The organism is Georgenia wangjunii (assembly GCF_036421975.1).
GTDB classification, from domain to species: Bacteria; Actinomycetota; Actinomycetes; order Actinomycetales; family Actinomycetaceae; genus Georgenia_A; species Georgenia_A wangjunii.
The window spans coordinates 37,155-54,032 of record NZ_JAZGON010000007.1 but is presented as its reverse complement, the minus strand read 5'-3'; the positions used below and the strand labels follow the sequence as shown (position 1 = coordinate 54,032).

At 72.9% G+C, this 16,878-nt stretch carries 18 protein-coding genes; 6 read left to right on the top strand and 12 right to left on the bottom strand.

Annotation, left to right across the window (positions count from 1 at the left end):
- The first annotated feature begins 20 nt into the window (after positions 1-20).
- Positions 21-548, top strand: coding sequence for a YbhB/YbcL family Raf kinase inhibitor-like protein (locus tag V2J63_RS11400; protein ID WP_331231164.1), 528 nt, complete (start codon positions 21-23; stop codon positions 546-548).
- The gene (locus V2J63_RS11395; protein ID WP_331231163.1) at positions 545-1,141 is read left to right on the top strand and encodes a YbaK/EbsC family protein; all 597 of its coding nucleotides are present in this window, start codon (positions 545-547) and stop codon (positions 1,139-1,141) included. Before V2J63_RS11400 ends, V2J63_RS11395 begins: the two co-directional genes overlap by 4 nt.
- A gap of 28 nt (positions 1,142-1,169) precedes the next feature.
- Here the strand turns inward: V2J63_RS11395 and V2J63_RS11390 are convergent, their stop codons facing one another.
- Complete coding sequence (locus V2J63_RS11390) at positions 1,170-1,616, bottom strand: hypothetical protein (RefSeq protein ID WP_331231162.1); 447 nt, start codon at positions 1,614-1,616, stop codon at positions 1,170-1,172.
- A 117-nt stretch (positions 1,617-1,733) separates the two neighbouring features.
- On the opposite strand from V2J63_RS11390, the gene V2J63_RS11385 reads away from it, so the two are divergent.
- Positions 1,734-2,195, top strand: a complete 462-nt coding sequence (locus tag V2J63_RS11385; RefSeq protein ID WP_331231161.1) for a tRNA (cytidine(34)-2'-O)-methyltransferase — start codon at positions 1,734-1,736, stop codon at positions 2,193-2,195.
- A gap of 71 nt (positions 2,196-2,266) precedes the next feature.
- Here the strand turns inward: V2J63_RS11385 and V2J63_RS11380 are convergent, their stop codons facing one another.
- From V2J63_RS11380 to V2J63_RS11350, 7 genes are all read right to left on the bottom strand, one after another.
- Positions 2,267-2,629 (bottom strand): hypothetical protein, encoded by a 363-nt coding sequence (locus tag V2J63_RS11380; protein WP_331231160.1) that lies wholly within the window; start codon positions 2,627-2,629, stop codon positions 2,267-2,269.
- Between the two features lie 121 nt (positions 2,630-2,750).
- A complete protein-coding gene (locus tag V2J63_RS11375; RefSeq protein ID WP_331231159.1) occupies positions 2,751-3,590 on the bottom strand; it encodes a TrmH family RNA methyltransferase in 840 nt (279 codons plus the stop codon).
- Between the two features lie 98 nt (positions 3,591-3,688).
- Positions 3,689-5,593, bottom strand: coding sequence for an ABC transporter ATP-binding protein (locus V2J63_RS11370; RefSeq protein WP_331231158.1), 1,905 nt, complete (start codon positions 5,591-5,593; stop codon positions 3,689-3,691).
- Positions 5,590-7,335 (bottom strand): ABC transporter ATP-binding protein, encoded by a 1,746-nt coding sequence (locus V2J63_RS11365; RefSeq protein ID WP_331231157.1) that lies wholly within the window; start codon positions 7,333-7,335, stop codon positions 5,590-5,592. The genes V2J63_RS11370 and V2J63_RS11365 overlap by 4 nt, the downstream gene beginning before the upstream one ends.
- Positions 7,336-7,497: 162 nt before the next feature.
- Complete coding sequence (locus V2J63_RS11360) at positions 7,498-8,811, bottom strand: SPFH domain-containing protein (RefSeq protein ID WP_331231156.1); 1,314 nt, start codon at positions 8,809-8,811, stop codon at positions 7,498-7,500.
- A gap of 42 nt (positions 8,812-8,853) precedes the next feature.
- On the bottom strand, positions 8,854-9,294 hold the full coding sequence (locus V2J63_RS11355; RefSeq protein ID WP_331231155.1) for an NfeD family protein: 441 nt from the start codon (positions 9,292-9,294) through the stop codon (positions 8,854-8,856).
- Between the two features lie 228 nt (positions 9,295-9,522).
- Complete coding sequence (locus tag V2J63_RS11350; protein WP_331231154.1) at positions 9,523-10,317, bottom strand: ABC transporter ATP-binding protein; 795 nt, start codon at positions 10,315-10,317, stop codon at positions 9,523-9,525.
- Between the two features lie 48 nt (positions 10,318-10,365).
- Here V2J63_RS11350 and V2J63_RS11345 point away from each other — a divergent pair, with 48 nt between their 5' ends.
- Entirely contained in the window at positions 10,366-11,142 is a 777-nt protein-coding gene (locus V2J63_RS11345; RefSeq protein WP_331231153.1) for an Rv1486c family protein, read from the top strand.
- A gap of 63 nt (positions 11,143-11,205) precedes the next feature.
- Here the strand turns inward: V2J63_RS11345 and glgA are convergent, their stop codons facing one another.
- Complete coding sequence (glgA, locus tag V2J63_RS11340; RefSeq protein ID WP_331231152.1) at positions 11,206-12,429, bottom strand: glycogen synthase; 1,224 nt, start codon at positions 12,427-12,429, stop codon at positions 11,206-11,208.
- 60 nt (positions 12,430-12,489) lie between these two features.
- Here glgA and V2J63_RS11335 point away from each other — a divergent pair, with 60 nt between their 5' ends.
- Positions 12,490-13,731: a glucose-1-phosphate adenylyltransferase gene (locus V2J63_RS11335; protein WP_331231151.1), complete on the top strand. Its 1,242-nt coding sequence runs from the start codon at positions 12,490-12,492 to the stop codon at positions 13,729-13,731.
- 17 nt (positions 13,732-13,748) lie between these two features.
- Positions 13,749-14,702, top strand: a complete 954-nt coding sequence (gene serB, locus V2J63_RS11330) for a phosphoserine phosphatase SerB (RefSeq protein WP_331231150.1) — start codon at positions 13,749-13,751, stop codon at positions 14,700-14,702.
- 44 nt (positions 14,703-14,746) lie between these two features.
- On the opposite strand, the gene V2J63_RS11325 is transcribed toward serB, so the two are convergent.
- From V2J63_RS11325 to fabG, 3 genes are read right to left on the bottom strand one after another with little or no spacing between them, the layout of a single operon-like run.
- Positions 14,747-15,256 carry a SixA phosphatase family protein gene (locus tag V2J63_RS11325; protein ID WP_331231149.1) on the bottom strand — a complete coding sequence of 170 codons (510 nt, stop codon included), beginning with the start codon at positions 15,254-15,256 and terminating at the stop codon, positions 14,747-14,749.
- A 2-nt stretch (positions 15,257-15,258) separates the two neighbouring features.
- Positions 15,259-16,026 carry an enoyl-ACP reductase FabI gene (gene fabI, locus V2J63_RS11320; RefSeq protein ID WP_331231148.1) on the bottom strand — a complete coding sequence of 256 codons (768 nt, stop codon included), beginning with the start codon at positions 16,024-16,026 and terminating at the stop codon, positions 15,259-15,261.
- A gap of 39 nt (positions 16,027-16,065) precedes the next feature.
- A complete protein-coding gene (fabG, locus tag V2J63_RS11315; protein ID WP_331231147.1) occupies positions 16,066-16,800 on the bottom strand; it encodes a 3-oxoacyl-ACP reductase FabG in 735 nt (244 codons plus the stop codon).
- Positions 16,801-16,878 lie beyond the last annotated feature (78 nt).

Genomic DNA, 16,878 nt, shown 5'->3' with positions numbered 1-16,878 from the left:
CCCGACACCAGGAGGAATCGATGGACCTCAAGCGCCCCACCGCCCCCGACCCCTACGAGCTGCTCCCCCAGGTCCCGACGTTCACGCTGACGAGCGAGGACGTGACGCACGGCGAGCCCATGCCGTCCGAGCACAGCGCGGAGGGCGGCAACGTCTCCCCGCAGCTGAGCTGGTCGGGCTTCCCGGCCGAGACGCAGAGCTTCCTCGTCAGCTGCTTCGACCCCGACGCCCCCACGCCGGCCGGCTTCTGGCACTGGACGGTCGTCGACGTCGCGAGCGACGTCACCTCCTTCGAGCAGGGCGACGGCCAGAGCGACCTCATGCTCCCCGGCGCGGCGTTCCACGTCCGCAACGACGGCGGCGGGTACGACTACACCGGGGCCGCTCCCCCGGCCGGTGACCGCCCGCACCGCTACTGCTTCGCCGTGCACGCCCTCGACGTCGACACGCTCGAGCTCGACCCGGACGACAGCCCGACCAAGGTCGCCTTCACCGCCGTGTTCCACACGCTAGCCCGCGCGGTCATCGCGCCGACCTTCCAGCAGTGAGCACCCCCGCGGAGGAGCCGACGGCGGTCCTCGGCACCACCGACACCGTCGCCTTCGGCACGCTCCAGTGGGTCCCGGCGCTGGGGCGTGAGGACCTCCTGGCCGCCCCCGTGACCGAGGCGCTGCGGCGGCTCGACCCCGGCGTCGCCGAGCAGGTGCTCGTCGCGGAGATCGATCCTGAGCACGCCGACACCGCCGCGATGACCGAGGCCTACGCGCTCCCGCTCGAGGCGTCGGCCAACTGCGTGCTCGTGGCCGGCAAGCGGGCCGGGGAGCAGCGCGTGGCGGCCGCCGTCGTGCGCGCGACCACCCGGGCGGACGTCAACACGGTGGTGCGCAGGCTCCTCGACGTGCGCAAGGCCTCGTTCCTGCCGACCGACGAGGCAGTGACCGACTCGGGGATGGAGTTCGGGGGCATCACCCCGATCGGCCTCCCCCGGGACTGGCGGATCCTCGCCGACGCGCGCGTCGCGCACGGCCCGGCGATCATCGGCAGCGGCGTGCGCCGCTCGAAGCTCCTCGTGCCCGGCGAGGTCCTCGTCACCCTGCCGGGAGTCGAGGTCGTCGAGGGACTGGGGATGGACGTCGGCTGACTCTGCCTGTCTGCCCGGCCGCGGCGGCTCAGGTGAGCTGCGGCCGGGCGGGGGCGCCGTCCTCGTCGTCGTCGACGGTCGCGGTGAGGATCTCGGCGAAGAGGGCGTCCACCCGCTTCTCGATGATGGCGGCGTCGCGGTGCTGCTTCTTGCCGGTGTGGACGGCCATGAGGTCGATGCCCGCCTCGACCTTGTCCACCTGCCGGAGCCAGCGCTCGGCGCGCGCGAGGTCCTCGGGGGACGTCGCGGCGGCGCGCAAGCGCTGGGCCTGGGCGCGCAGCACGGCGGCGCTGCGCCGCAGGCTCTCGGGCTTCGACCGACTCGCGCGGGCCTTGGTGAACCGGTTGAGGAGGTCCTCCCCGACGCGGAGGAGCTCCGGGTTGTTCCGCGCCGCCTCGAGCGCCTTCTTGACGAGGGGGTACGCCACCGGGCCGAGGCGCATGGCGGTCTTGAGCAGGGGGCCGATCGCAGGCATGAAGTGGGCTCCAGGGTCGACGCGTGAGGTCCCGTGAGGATATGTCGCCTCCCACGGAGCCGCCCGCCCGCCGAGCCGGTGCGGTCCGGGGGCTCGCGGGCTGGCACGATGACGCCCGTGTTCCACGTCATCTTCTACGAGCCCCGGATCCCGCCGAACACCGGGAACGCGATCCGGATGGTCGCGTGCACGGGCGCGAGCCTCCACCTCGTCGAGCCGCTCGGCTTCGACCTCAGCGACGCCAACCTGCGCCGCGCCGGCCTCGACTACCACGACCTCGCCCGCGTCGTCGTCCATCCCCATCTCGAGGCGGCCCTCGCGGCCGTGCCCGGGCAGCTCTACGCGTTCACCGGGCAGGCGACGACGAGCTTCGCGCAGGTCGAGTACGCGCCGGGCGACGGCCTCCTCTTCGGCCCCGAGCCGACCGGGCTGCCCGCCGAGGTCCTCGCCCACCCCCGGGTCACCGCACGCGTGCGGATCCCCATGGTGCCGGGCGTGCGCTCGATGAACCTCTCGAACTCCGCGGCCATCGCCGTCTACGAGGCGTGGCGCCAGCACGAGTACGCGGGCGGTCGGTAGCAGCGCCGAGGGACGCCTTCTAGCTGTACTCGGCCGGGCGTTCGGTGACACTGCTGGAGCTCGTGTGAAGCTCAGACGATGCCGAGCTCCTCGGCTGCCGCGCGCCAGTTCTTCATGATGTGGCCTACCTCGTCGGACGATCCGCCGTGGTAGAGGCTGCGCTTGAAGTCCTGGACGACGAGATTGGCCTCGTCATTGACCTTCTCGTACTCGTCGGACTCGATGATGGCGTTCAGCGCCTCCGCGTCTCCTTCGACTATCGAGATGCCGCTCGACGCGTCGGCCTTCATCCAGACCAGGGGCTTGCTGCACTTTCCCTCATCAGCGAGTCGCTGCCAGAAGGACTGGCTGTTCTGGAACGCCTTGAGCGCGGCGGCCTCGCGGCCGGGGACGGGATGCGACCAGGTGGCGATCAACGCTGCGTGCCTCGACATGCGAACCCACTCTCATAGGGGGACGTGCGTGTCGTCACACTATGAGGGTCGCGCGTCCTGGTTCGCAAGAGTTCTCGGGCGGTTAGTTTGCGCCACGAGCAGGGGCGCAAAGGGCCGGGCGTCAGCGCGTCGCGTAGAAGACGACCGCCGACGCCGCGGCTACGTTGAGCGAGTCCACCCCGCCGGCCATGGGGATGCGCACGACCGCGTCGGCAGCCGCGAGCGTCGAGGGCGCCAGCCCGTGCCCCTCGGTCCCGAGGACCATGGCGACCTTCTCGTGGCCCTGCAGGACGAACTCGTCGATCGTCACCGAGTCGTCCGACAGCGCGAGGGCCGCGACGGTGAACCCCGCCTCCTTGAGCCGCGCCGCCTCGCCGGGCCAGCTCGTCAGCCGCGTCCACGGCACCTGGAACACCGTGCCCATCGAGACCCGCACCGAGCGCCGGTAGAGCGGGTCGGCGCAGCGCGGGGTGACGAGGACCGCGTCCACCCCGAGCGCGGCGGCGCTGCGGAACATCGCGCCGACGTTCGTGTGGTCGACGATGTCCTCGAGCACCGCGACGCGACGCGCGCCCGCGCCGCCGCGGGCCGCCGCGAGCACCTCGTCCACGGGGCGTAGGGCCGGCCGGTGCATCGCGGCGAGCGCGCCCCGGTGGAGGTGGAAGCCGGTGATCTCGCGCAGCAGGTCCTCCTCCGCGACGAAGACGGGAACCTCGACGCCGCCGTCGGCCGCTCCGCACGCGTCGGCGATGACGCCGGCCATGGACTCCACCCAGCGGGGTGCCATGAGGAAGGACCGCGGTCGGTGCCCGGCAGCCACCGCCCGCCGGATGACGTTGGCGCTCTCCGCCATGTACAGGCCGCGCTCGGTCTCGAGCTTGCGCCGCAGGGCGACGTCGGTGAGGCGCAGGTAGTCGGCGAGGCGGTCGTCGTCGGCGGCGGTGATCTCGATCAGGGGCACGCCCGTATTCTTCCGCGCTCCCCGGGACGCCGGCGCCACAGCCGCCGGGGCTCGCGTCAGCCCGGGCACTTCTGCATGATCACGAGCGGTGTTGAGGCCTACCCCTCGATCGCGGGAGCCGCGAACTGGCTCTGGTAGAGGCGGGCGTAGTGGCCGCCGGCGGCGAGGAGCTCGTCGTGGGCGCCCTGCTCGACGATCGCGCCGTTCTCCATGACGAGGATGACGTCGGCGTCGCGGATCGTGCTCAGCCGGTGCGCGATGACGAACGAGGTCCGCCCCTTGCGCAGCTCGCCCATGGCGTGCTGGACGAGCATCTCCGTGCGGGTGTCGACCGAGCTCGTCGCCTCGTCGAGGATGAGGATCTGCGGGTCCGACAGGAACGCCCGGGCGATGGTGATGAGCTGCTTCTCGCCGGCGGAGACCCCGCCGCCCTCGTCGTCGATGACCGTCTCGTACCCGTCGGGCAGGCTGTGGACGAAGCGCTCGACGCTCGTCGCCCGCCCGGCGGCCTCGACGTCCTCACGGGTCGCGCCGACGCGCCCGAAGGCGATGTTCTCGGCGATCGTGCCCTTGAACAGCCACGTGTCCTGCAGGACCATGCCGATCTGCTCGCGCAGCTGGTGCCGGCTCAGCTCCCGCGTCTCGACGCCGTCGAGGAGGATCTGCCCGCCGTCGATGTCGTAGAACCGCATGATGAGGTTGACGAGCGTCGTCTTGCCCGCCCCCGTCGGCCCGACGACGGCGACCGTCTGCCCGGGCTCCACGGTGAGGTCGAGCCCCTCGATCAAGGGGGTGTCGGCGACGTAGCGGAAGCTGACGTCGCGGAACTCGACCCGGCCGCGGACGGGTCCCGCTGCGCGCACGGTCGCCGGGTCCGGGTCCTCCTCGGGGGCGTCGAGCAGCTCGAAGATCCGCTCGGCGGAGGCGACGCCGGACTGGACGAGGTTGGCCATGGACGCGAGCTGGGCGAGCGGCTGGCTGAACTGGCGCGAGTACTGGATGAAGGCCTGCACCTCGCCGAGCGTGAGCGCTCCGGACGCGACGCGGAGCCCGCCGACGACGGCGACGAGGACGTAGTTGAGGTTCGAGACGAACTGCATCGCCGGCATGATCGTCCCGGAGATGAACTGCGCCCGGAAGCTCGCCCGGTAGAGCCGCTCGTTCTCCTCCTCGAACGCCGTCGTGAAGGAGTCCTGGGAGTTGAAGGCCGTGACGAGCTCGTGGCCCGTGAACGCCTCCTCGACGTGCCCGCCGAGGTCACCGGTCGACTTCCACTGGGCGACGAACTCGGGCTGCGCCTTCTTCGCGATCTGCATCGTCAGCCACGCCGAGACGGGCACGGTGACGAGCGCGATGAGCGCGAGCTGCCACGACAGGACGAACATCATGACGAGGACGCCGATGACCGTGAGCAGCGACGTGATGAGCTGGGAGAGCGTCTGCTGCAGGCTCTGCGTGACGTTGTCGATGTCGTTCGTCACCCGCGAGAGCAGGTCCCCGCGCGCCTGGGTGTCGAGGTGGGCGAGGGAGAGCCGGTCCACCTTGGTCTGGGCGTCCGCGCGCAGCGTGAAACCGGCACGCTGGACGACGCCGACGAGGATGCGGCCCTGGATCCACAGGAACAGCGCCGAGGCGACGTAGACGGCGAGCACGAGGACGGCGACGGCGCCGAGCGCGTCGAAGTCGATGCCCGAGCCGGGCACGACGTCCATGCCGGTGACCATGTCCGCGAACTGGTCCTCGCCGGCGGCGCGCATGGCGGCGACCGCCTGCTCCTGGGTGAGCCCCTCGGGGAGCATCCGGCCGATGACGCCGTTGAAGACGATGTTCGTCGCGTCACCGAGGAGCTTGGGCCCGAGGACCTGCAGCGCGACGGAGACCGTGCCGAGGACGAGCACGAGGACGAGGCGCAGCCGCTCGGGGCGCAGCGTGTCGAGGAGCCGGCGCAGCGAGCCGGCGAAGTTCGACGGCTTCTGGCCGGGGGCGACGGCGGGGGCGCTCATGCTGCCTCCTGCGCGCTCAGCTGGGACAGGACGATCTGGGTGTAGGTGGGGTTGGCGTCCATGAGCTCGGTGTGGGTCCCCACGCCGACGACCCGCCCGTCGTCGAGGACGACGATCTGGTCGGCGTCCTTGATGGAGGCCACCCGCTGGCCGACGATGAGGACCGTCGCTCCCCCGGTCGCCGCGGGCAGGCCGGCCCGCAGCCGGGCGTCGGTGGCGTAGTCGAGCGCGGAGAAGGAGTCGTCGAAGAGGTAGACGTCCCCTTCGCGCACGAGCGCCCGGGCGATCGCGAGCCGCTGGCGCTGGCCGCCGGAGAAGTTCGTCCCGCCCTGCTCGACGGTCGCGTCGAGCCCGACGGCCTCGACGAAGTCCCGCGCCTGGGCGGCGTCGATCGCGGCCCACAGCTCCTCGTCGGTCGCGTCGGGCTTGCCGTGCCGCAGCGTCGAGGCGATCGTGCCGGAGAAGAGGAAGGCCTTCTGCGGGACGAGGCAGACCCGGGTGCGCAGCTCGCCCGGATCGGCCTCGCGCACGTCCACCCCGCCGACGCGGACGGCGCCGGCCGTGACGTCGATGAGGCGCGGTACGAGGTTGACGAGCGTCGTCTTGCCGGACCCGGTCGAGCCGATGACGGCGGTCGTGCGGCCGGGCTCGAGGCGGATCGTCACGTCGTGCAGGACGGGGCTCTCGGCTCCGGCGTACCCGAACGTCGCGCCGTCGAGCTCGACGGTGAGCCCGCGGCCACCGCCCGGGTCGGGCGGGGGCAGGCGCCGCGGCTGCGCCGGGGCGACGATGCCGGGCTCGAGGGAGAGGACCTCGTCGATGCGCTCGGCCGAGACCTCCGCGCGCGGCACCATGACGAACATCATGACCGCCATGAGGACGGACATGAGGATCTGCATGAGGTAGTTGAGGAACGCGATGAGCGCCCCCACCTCCATCTCACCCGACTCGATCCGCCCGGCACCGAACCAGATGACCGCGACGGTGGAGGCGTTGATGATGAGCAGGACGGCGGGGAACATGAGCGCCATGAGGTAGCCGACGCCCGTGGCCGTGGCCATGAAGCTCGTGTTCGCCCCGGCGAACCGCTCCCGCTCGCTCGGCTGCCGGTTGAAGGCCCGGATGACGCGCACGCCGCCGATCTGCTCGCGCATGACGAGGTTGATCCGGTCGATCTTCTCCTGCATGACCCGGAACAGCGGCCGCATCCGCACGAGGATCGCGCCCATGACGAGGAGGAGGAGCGGCACGACGACGGCGAGCAGGGCCGAGAGCCCGACGTCCTGGCGCAGGGCCATGACGACGCCGCCCACGCTCATGATCGGCGCCATGACCATGATCGTGAAGCCGAGCATGGTGACCATCTGGACCTGCTGGACGTCGTTCGTCGAGCGCGTGATGAGCGAGGGCGCGCCGAACCGGCCCATCTCCTCGACGGAGAAGCGCTGCACGCGGTCGAAGACGCCCGAGCGCAGGGCCCGGCCGACGGACATGGCGGTGCGCGCACCGAGGTAGACGGCCGCGATCGCGCACGAGATCTGGACGGCGGTGATGGCGAGCATGACGCCACCGACCCGCACGATGTAGCCCGTGTCCCCCGCGACGACACCGTTGTTGATGATGTCCGCGTTGAGGCTCGGCAGGGCCAGGGCCGCGATCGTCTGCGCCACCTGGAGGACGACGATCGCGACGACGGCGCCCCGGTATCGGCGCAGGACGCGCCGGAGCGTACGGATGAGCAAGGTGCTCCTTCTCGGGCAGGGTGCGCGAGCGCGAGAAGCGGGGGCGCGGGTACGTGTGCTGAGGCGCTCATGCTAACGGCCGGGCCTGACACCGCCCTCGGTGCCGGACCCGGCCGTCGCCGGTGCTGCGGGTACTACAAGTGCTGCGGGTCGGGCGGTCGGTCAGCCCTGCTGCGCGGGCCGTGCCGGCGGCTCGGGCGAACGGTGCTGGCCGGCCTCGCGCTCGGCGCGCTCGACGGCCTCGGCGGCCGACGGCGGGCCGGCGCTCGGGCCTGGCTGGTTGGCGCTCGGCGGCGGGGCGAAGCGGGCGTCGTCCTGGATCGGCGGCTGCGCGGCCCGCCGGCCACCGGCGGGCACGTCCTCGGCGGGGCGCTGACCGCGCTCGGCCGAGCCGGAGAACGGCCGCCCGGAGCGCTCACCGGCGGAGTTGGCCTCGGACGTCGCCTGCTGCGCCTCGCTGCGGGCCGCGGCGAGCGCCTCGTCCGGGTCCTGGAGGTTGGTCTCCTGCAGGCCGGTCGCGAGGCCGGTCCCGTACGGGCCGAAGTCGACGGTCGGGTGCGGGGCGTCGTCGTCCCCGTCACCGACGGGACCACCGCCGCCGAAGCCCTTGGAGATGGACCCGAGGGCCGCGGTGAACTCCGTCGGGATGACCCACAGCTTGGACGAGGTGCCGTTGGCGAGCTCGGGCAGCATCTGGAGGTACTGGTAGGCGAGGAGCCTGCTGTCCGGCTTCCCGCGGTGGATCGCGTCGAAGACCTGGAGGATCGCGCGCGACTCACCCTGCGCCTGGAGGATCGCAGCCTGCGCCTGGCCCTCGGCCCGCAGGATCGCGGACTGCTTCTCACCCTCGGCCGTGAGGATCGCGGACTGCTTGACGCCCTCGGCCGTGAGGATGGCGGCGCGGCGGTCGCGCTCGGCGCGCATCTGCTGCTCCATGGCGCCCTGGATGGACTGGGGCGGGTCGATCGACTTGAGCTCGACGCGGTTGACGCGGATGCCCCAGCGGCCGGTCGCCTCGTCGAGGACGCCGCGGAGCTGGCCGTTGATCTGGTCGCGGCTCGTGAGCGTCTGCTCGAGGTCCATCGAGCCGATGACGTTACGCAGCGTCGTGACGGTGAGCTGCTCGATACCGGTGATGTAGTTGGCGATCTCGTACGTCGCGGACTTCGGGTCGGTCACCTGGAAGTACAGGACCGTGTCGATGCTCACGACGAGGTTGTCCGAGGTGATGACCGGCTGCGGCGCGAAGGAGACGACCTGCTCGCGCAGGTCCACCCCGGCCCGCACGCGGTCGACGAACGGGATGAGGAAGTGCAGACCGGCGTACATCGTCGTCTGGAACTTCCCCAGCCGCTCGACGATGAGGGCGACGGCCTGCGGGACGATCCGCACCGAGCGCGCGATGGCGACGATGACGAAGATTCCCAGCAGGACGAGGACGATGGTGAGCACGAGGCTCCCTGGGTTGTCGAACACGGTTCTCCTGACGTCGGGACGGCTCGGACGTGACGGGGACGGCTAGGGCACTGCGGAGATCGGGGTGACGACGGCGGTCGCGCCCTCGATGCGGACGACGCGCACGGTCGTCCCGGTGGGCAGGACGTCCCCGGGGCGGTCGACGCGGGCGGTCCAGACCTCACCGGTGAGCTTGACGCGCCCGGCGCGCTCGGTGACGTCCATGATCACCTCGGCGGTCCGCCCGACGTGCGCGGCGACGTTGGTCATCTCGTCGGGCGTGGTGGCCTTCATCCGGCGCAGCGCCCAGGGGCGCACGCCGGCGAGGAGCACGGTCGAGACGACGGAGAACGTGAGCACCTGCGCCCAGAAGGGGGCGCCGAGCAGCGCCACGCCCGTCGCCGCCAGCGCACCACCGGCGAACATGAGGAAGAGGAGGTCGACCGTGAGCATCTCGATGACGCCCAGGACGAGCGCCCCGCCCAGCCACCACAACCACGCCATCGTGTCCCCCTGACTGTCGGCCTGAGTCGATCTTACGTCGCGGGGCGACGCGCGTTGCGCACTCCTCGCCCGCGGTCCGCCGTCGAGGGTGCGCGCGGGCACGGCGAGGTAGCCCGTGCCCGACGGCGCGCGTCGGCTCCGGCACCCCGTGCCGTGCCCCGTCGACGGCGCCTGAGCCCGACGGCGCGACGAGCCGGGTCACGCGGGGCGGGACGCCCGCGAGCGCCGCTACGACGCCGAGGACGCGGCCCGGGCGCTCCAGCGGTCCCGGTGGCGCTCGACCTCGAGGTCGAGCCCGAAGGTCCGCGAGAGGTGCTGGGGGGTGAGGACCTCCTCGAGCGGGCCGGCGGCCTCGACCTTGCCGTCGCGCAGGAGCAGGACGTGGGTGAACCCGGGCGGGATCTCCTCGACGTGGTGGGTGACGAGCACCATGACGGGCGAGCGGTGGTCCCCGGCGAGCTCGCCGAGGGCGCTCATGAGCTCCTCGCGCCCGCCGAGGTCGAGCCCGGCGGCCGGCTCGTCGAGGAGCAGCAGCTCCGGGTCGGACATGAGGGCGCGCGCGACCTGGACGCGCTTGCGCTCGCCCTCGCTCAGCGTGGCGAAGGTGCGCGCGGCGAGGTGCCCGACGCCGAACGCCGCGAGCAGGTCGCCGGCGCGCCCCGTGTCGAGGTCGTCGTAGCTCTCGCGCCAGCGCCCGGTGACGCCGTAGGAGGCGGTGAGGACGACGTCGAGGACCTTCTCCCCGCCGGGGATGCGGTCCGCGAGCGCGGAGGAGGCGAGGCCGATGCGGGTGCGCATCTCGGCGACCTCGACCGAGCCGAGGGTCTCGCCGAGGAGGCGGACGGTCCCGCTCGAGGGGAACAGGCGCGCCGCGGCGAGCTGGAGGACGGTCGTCTTGCCCGCGCCGTTGGCGCCGAGGACCACCCAGCGCTCACCGTCGTCCACGGACCAGCTCACGCCGTCAAGGATGGTCTTGTCCCCCCGCCGCAGGGTGACGTCGTTCAGCTCCAGCACATCGCTCATGCCACGACCCTAGTCGCCCGGCCCGCGCCCACGGCTACCGTTGTGGGCGTGCCCCAGCTCATCCTTCCCTACGCCGTGCTCGCGGCCGTGTGGGCGCCGCACGTCCACGACGAGGCGTCGGCGCGCCGCGCGCACGCCGTCGTCGCCGGCGACGAGGCGCACCTCGTCGTCGCCGAGGACGGCACGACGACCCCGCTGCGTCCGGTCCTCGCCGACGTCCGCGGCCGACGGGTCATCGACGTCGGCGCGCTCCTGCCCGGGCCCGGCCACGTCGCGGGCGTGCCCGGCGTCGCGCTCGACCTCGCGCTCGAGTCGGAGCAGTGCCTCCTCGTGGCCACGGACGCCGGCCGGTGGGCGGTGGTCCCGGAGGTGACGACGTTCGGCAGCGTCCTCGAGCCCGGGACGATGGTGCGCTGGCACGTGCGGCCCCTGCCGCCGGGCGAGCGGGGGCTGCCGACGCTCCTCGGCCTCGTCGGCTCCCTCGGGCAGGCCCGCCGCGAGATCAGCACCGCGCTGATCGAGGCGGTCGACGCTCTCGAGGCGCTCGACGTCGCCCGGTGGCACGAGGACGCCGTCGCCGAGCTGGCGGGCGTCGTGCGCGCGGAGCTGCCCGCGCACCTCCTGCCCCCGGGCATCGAGGAGCGGCGCGCCGAGGTGCTCACCCGGGCGGCACGCGTCCTCGCCATCACCGAGCTCGCCGCCACGGACGACGGCGCGGCGGTCACCCTCGCCCAGGCGAGCGCCCGCTCGCGCGTGCTCGCCGACCTCGCGCTCGTCGCCCGCCGTGCCATGGCCGCGGCGAGCGTCACCTCGACGCGCGCCTGACCTCGGCCCGCGCACCCGGCCCCGGTCCACTCGCGTGGGCCGAGACCGCACGCGGGCCTACGGCTAGAGCACCGACCGGTAGACGTCGAGCGTGCGCTCGGCGACGGCCTCCCAGGAGAAGTGGTCCTCGACCCGGCGCCGGGCCGCCACGCCCATCTCCGCCGCACGCGCCGGGTCGGTGACGAGGTCGGTGAGGCGCTCGAGGAGGTCCGCCTCGAACCGCGGGGGGTCCACCGGGGTGCCGGTGCCGTCGGTCGACTGGTCGATCGGCACGAGGAGACCGGTGACGCCGTCGTCGACCACCTCCGGGATCCCGCCGGTGGCGGAGCCGACGACGGGCAGCCCGACGGCCATGGCCTCGAGGTTGACGATGCCGAGCGGCTCGTAGACCGACGGGCAGACGAAGACGGTGCCGGCGGCGAGGACGGCGACGAGCTCGTGGCGCGGGAGCATCTCGGAGATCCACACGACGCCGCCCCCGCGGCGCTCTCGCAGGCGCTCGACGCCGGCGGTCACCTCCGCGGCGATCTCCGGGGTGTCCGGCGCGCCCGCGCACAGGACGAGCTGGACGTCCGCGGGCAGCCCCTCGGCCGCGCGCAGGAGGTGCGGCAGGCCCTTCTGCCGCGTGATCCGCCCGACGAAGACGACGGAGGGGCGGTCCGGGTCGATGCCGAGGCGCCGCACCGTCTCCGCGTCCCGGGCGAGCGAGGCGTCGTCGCCCGGGCGCCGCCAACCCTCGAGGTCGATGCCGTTGTGGACGACGTGCACCTTCGCCGGGTCGACGCTCGGGTAGGAGCGCAGGATGTCCGCGCGCATGCCGGCGCTCACCGCGATGACGCCGGCCGCGCCCTCGTACGCCGTCCGCTCTGCCCAGGAGGAGACGGCGTACCCGCCGCCGAGCTGCTCGGCCTTCCACGGCCGCAGCGGCTCGAGGGAGTGCGCGGACAGGACGTGCGGGACGGCGTGGAGGAGCCCGCCGAGGTGCCCGGCCATGTTGGCGTACCACGTGTGGGAGTGGACGAGGTCGGCGCCGGCGACGTCGGCGGCCATGGCGAGGTCGACGCCGAGCGTGCGCAGCGCCGCGTTGGCCCCGGCGAGGCCGGGGAGCTCGCCGTACCCGGTGACACCCGGCTCGCCGCCGGGACCGCCCGCCTCCCGGGGGCCGTCGAAGCAGCGGACGCGCACGTCGACGCTGCGGCGCAGGACGGCCGCCAGCTCGGTCACGTGCACGCCGGCACCGCCGTAGACGTTCGGGGGGTACTCGCGGGTGAGCATGTCAACCCTCATGCGCGTGGCTCCTTCGCCATTCTGTGGCAGCGCTGCTCTGCCGGCCCTAGGGTGACCATCATGGCAGCACAGAGAGTTCTCGCGATCGTTCTCGCAGGTGGCGAGGGCAAGCGCCTCATGCCCCTCACCGCCGAGCGGGCGAAGCCGGCCGTCCCCTTCGGGGGGATCTACCGCTTGATCGACTTCGCGCTGTCGAACATCGCCAACTCCGGGTACCTCAAGATCGTCGTCCTCACCCAGTACAAGTCGCACAGCCTCGACACCCACATCGCCAAGACGTGGCGGATGTCGACCCTCCTCGGCAACTACGTCGCTCCTGTACCGGCGCAGCAGCGCATGGGCAAGCACTGGTACCTCGGCAGCGCGGACGCGATCTACCAGTCCCTCAACCTCATTCACGACGAGCGGCCTGACGTCGTCGTCATCGTCGGCGCGGACAACATCTACCGCATGGACTTCTCCCAGATGGTCGACCAGCACGTGGCCTCGGGGCTGCCGCTCACGGTCGCCGGGATCCGTCAGCCGCTCGCCCTCGCCGACCAGCTCGGCATCATCCAGGCCGACGACAAGGACCCGCGCAAGATCGGTGCGTTCCTCGAGAAGCCGAAGGACGCCGTCGGCCTCGCGGACTCCCCCGACGAGGTCCTCGCCTCGATGGGCAACTACGTCATGAACGCGGACGCGCTCATGGAGGCCGTGACGAAGGACGCCGCGGACCCGGACTCCGCGCACGACATGGGCGGCAGCATCGTCCCGTGGTTCGTCGACCAGGGCGCCGCCGGGTTCTACGACTTCAAGGACAACGTCGTCCCCGGCTCCACCGAGCGCGACCAGGACTACTGGCGCGACGTCGGGACGGTCGACGCCTACTACGAGGCGAACCAGGACCTCATCGCGGTCACCCCGGACTTCAACCTCTACAACAACGCGTGGCCGCTCCACACCGGCAGCGTCGGCCTGCCGCCGGCGAAGTTCGTCTACGGCAACCGCGAGCGCCTCGGGCACGCGATGGACTCGATCATCTCCCCCGGGGTCATCATCTCCGGCGGCGAGGTCGTCGGGTCGATCGTCTCCCCCGGCACCAAGGTCAACTCGTGGTCGTCCGTGCGTGACTCCGTCGTCATGGACTGCGTCGACGTCGGGCGCAACGCGACCGTCAACCGCGCCATCATCGACAAGTTCGTCCGCATCGACGAGGGCGCCGAGGTCGGCATCGACCACGACCACGACCGTGCCCGCGGCTTCACCGTCACGGACTCGGGTATCACCGTCGTGCCCAAGAACACGCACGTCACCCGCTGACCCGTAGGCTCGCCCGCGTGCGTGCGCTGAGGATCGGTACCGTCTGGCCCCTCGACGACGACGGCGCTGCCCCCGCCGTCGAGGCGGAGGCGCTGCGCGCCCTCGTCGTCCGGGTCGCCGCGACCCACGGCTGGGGCCTCGGGGCTGCCGAGCCGACGGGCGGGACGGGCTGGGCCGGCCTCACGTGGCTCGGCGAGGTGAGCGACGACGCCGCGGCACCGCCCGGCACCGCCGCCGGCCACGCCCCGGCCGTCACGACGCTGCGCGCCGCGGCCGCCACGCTCGGCGCCGACGTCGCGGTGACGACGGGTCCGCTCGCGAGCGAGGGTCCCGCGCTCGTCGTCACCGACGTCGACTCCACGTTCGTCGACGCCGAGGCCATCGACCTCCTCGCCGCCCGCGCGGGCGCGCTCGACGCCGTCGCCGCCCTCACCGAGCGCGCCATGCGCGGCGAGCTCGACTTCGCCGAGAGCCTGCGTGAGCGGGTCGCCACGCTCGCCGGCCTGCCCGGGGCGGTCCTCGACGAGGTGCGTGCCCACATGGCGCTCATGCCGGGCTCGCGCGAGCTCGTCGCCGCGCTCCACGCACGTGGCACCCCGATCGGCCTGGTCTCGGGTGGTTTCGCCGAGCTCGTCGTCCCGCTCGCCGCCGAGCTCGGGATCGACCTCGTCCGCGCGAACCACCTCGAGCTCGGGCCCTCGCGCGAGCTGACGGGACGGACACGCGCCGAGGTGGTCGACGCCCGCGTCAAGGCCCGGACCCTGCGTGAGTGGGCGCGGGCAACCGGGGCAGACCCGGCGCGCGTCGTCGCCGTCGGCGACGGCGCCAACGACCTCGACATGATCGCCGCGGCAGGCATCGGCATCGCCTTCTGCGCGAAGCCGCTCGTGCGCGAGCGCGCCGACGCGACGGTGAGCTTCCCGCGCCTCGACGCCGTCCTCGGCCTGCTCGGGCTGGGCGCGCCCCGCTAGGACCGCTCGGGACACGCGCCCCGCCAGCCCTGCGCGGCCCGTGCTCAGCCCTGCGGGGGCTCGACGAGGGCGACGAGCCGCGCGGACGAGCGGTCGAGCTCGTCCCAGCGCACCGGCACCTCGAGCACCGCTCCGGTCGCCGTCCCGATCCCGAAGCTGACCCGGTCGGCGACGGGCTCGTCGGCGCCGTCGAGGAGGTGGGCGAGGGAGGACATCGTCGGCTCGTGCCCGACGACGAGGACGCTGCGCACCTCGGGGCCGACCTCGGCGAGCAGGCCGAGCAGGGCGCGCGGTCCCGCGCCGTAGAGCTCCGCGCTCACCCGCACCTCGGGTGCGGGGTCGAGCGCCGGGGCGAGGATCTTGTACGTCTCGCTCGTGCGCAGCGCGTGGGAGACGAGGACGAGATCGACCCCGCCGGTCGCCTCCTGGATGAGGGGGCCGATGGCGGCGGCCTGGCGCCGACCGGCGGCGGCGAGGGGGCGCATCGCGTCACCGAGGTCGCCCTCGGGCTCGGCCCGGGCGTGGCGCAGGAGGACGAGGGTGCGTGGGGCCACCCTCACTGGCCCATCGCGTGGACACCGCCGTCGACGTGAACGATCTCCGCCGTCGTCGCCGGGAACCAGTCCGAGCACAGGGCGGCGACGGCGCGCGCCGTGGGCTCGGGGTCGGTGACGTCCCACCCGAGGGGGGCGCGCTCGCCCCACGTGGCCTCCATCTGCTCGAAGCCCGGGATCGACTTCGCGGCCGTCGTGCGGACGGGGCCGGCGGAGACGAGGTTGACGCGGATGCCGTCGGGGCCGAGGTCGCGCGCGAGGTAGCGCGCCGTCGACTCGAAGGCCGCCTTCGCCACGCCCATCCAGTCGTAGACCGGCCACGCGAACGAGGCGTCGAAGGTGAGGCCGACGACGGCGGAGCCGCGGCTCATGAGCGGCTTGGCCGCGACGGCGAGGGACTTGAGGGAGAACGCCGAGACCTCGAGCGCGGTGGCGACGTCCGCCCACTCGCCCGCGAGGAAGTTGCCTCCCATGACGGACTGCGGCGCGAAGCCGATGGAGTGGACGACGGCGTCGAGGTGGTCGGCGTGCTCGCGGACGCGGTCCTCGAGCGCCGCGAGGTCCTCGTCGTTCGTCACGTCGAGCTCGACGACCGGCGCCGGCTGCGGCAGCCGGCGCGCGATGGCCTGCGTGAGGCGGAACTGGCGGCCGAACGAGGTGAGCACGACGCTCGCCCCCTCCTGCTGGGCCAGCCTGGCCACGTGGAAGGCGATCGAGGTGTCCTTGAGCACCCCGGTCACGAGCAGCGTCTTACCCTCGAGCAGTCCCATGCTTCGTCCTCTCGTCCCGTGTGTCGGCGCGTGCGCGCCTCAGTGCCCCATGCCGAGGCCGCCGTCGACCGGTACCACGGCGCCGGAGACGTAGCCGGAGCCGGGCGCGGTCAAGTACAGCACGGCACCCGTGACGTCCTCGACCGAGCCGAAGCGGCCCGCGGGGATGGCCGCCCGGTAGGCCTCCTGCCGCTCCGCGGGCAGCGCGGCGGTCATGTCCGTGTCGATGAACCCCGGCGCGACGACGTTGGCGGTGATGCCGCGCCCGCCGAGCTCGCGCGTGATCGAGCGGGCCATCCCGATGAGCCCGGCCTTGGCGGAGGCGTAGTTCACCTGGCCCGGGGAGCCGTACGTGCCGACGACGGAGGAGATGAGCACGATGCGGCCGCGGCGCAGCCGGATCATGCCCTTGCTCGCCCGCCGCACGCACCGGAAGACCCCGGTCAGGTTGACGTCGAGGACGTCGGTGAACTCCTCGTCGGTCATCCGCATGAGGAGCTGGTCGCGGTTGATCCCGGCGTTGGCGACGAGCACCTCGACCGGGCCGTGCGCGGCCTCGATCTCGGTGAAGGCGGCGTCCACCGAGGCGGTCTCCCGCATGTCCCCACGCACGCCGAGGACACCGTCGGGCAGGTCGCCGCCCCGGTAGATCGTCGCCACGCGGTCCCCGGCGGCGACGAAGGCCTCGGCGATCGCGCGCCCGATCCCCCGCGTCGCGCCCGTGACGAGGACGCTGCGTCCGCCCCCGGTGGTCTCGTTCACTGGTGCCTCCATGGTTCTCGGTGCTGGCGTGGTGCAGATCTCCTGGCGAGACGGTAGCCCAGGGCCGCCCGCTGCGACGGATGGTCCGCC

Coding starts and splice junctions, on each gene's coding strand:
- V2J63_RS11400 (WP_331231164.1), top strand. CDS start 21: ATGGACCTCAAGCGCCCCACCGCCCCCGACCCCTACGAGCTGCTCCCC.
- V2J63_RS11390 (WP_331231162.1), bottom strand. CDS start 1,616: ATGCCTGCGATCGGCCCCCTGCTCAAGACCGCCATGCGCCTCGGCCCG.
- V2J63_RS11355 (WP_331231155.1), bottom strand. CDS start 9,294: ATGGCGTGGTTGTGGTGGCTGGGCGGGGCGCTCGTCCTGGGCGTCATC.
- fabI (WP_331231148.1), bottom strand. CDS start 16,026: ATGGGACTGCTCGAGGGTAAGACGCTGCTCGTGACCGGGGTGCTCAAG.
- V2J63_RS11370 (WP_331231158.1), bottom strand. CDS start 5,593: ATGAGCGCCCCCGCCGTCGCCCCCGGCCAGAAGCCGTCGAACTTCGCC.
- glgA (WP_331231152.1), bottom strand. CDS start 12,429: ATGAGGGTTGACATGCTCACCCGCGAGTACCCCCCGAACGTCTACGGC.
- V2J63_RS11380 (WP_331231160.1), bottom strand. CDS start 2,629: ATGTCGAGGCACGCAGCGTTGATCGCCACCTGGTCGCATCCCGTCCCC.
- V2J63_RS11350 (WP_331231154.1), bottom strand. CDS start 10,317: ATGAGCGATGTGCTGGAGCTGAACGACGTCACCCTGCGGCGGGGGGAC.
- V2J63_RS11335 (WP_331231151.1), top strand. CDS start 12,490: ATGGCAGCACAGAGAGTTCTCGCGATCGTTCTCGCAGGTGGCGAGGGC.
- fabG (WP_331231147.1), bottom strand. CDS start 16,800: ATGGAGGCACCAGTGAACGAGACCACCGGGGGCGGACGCAGCGTCCTC.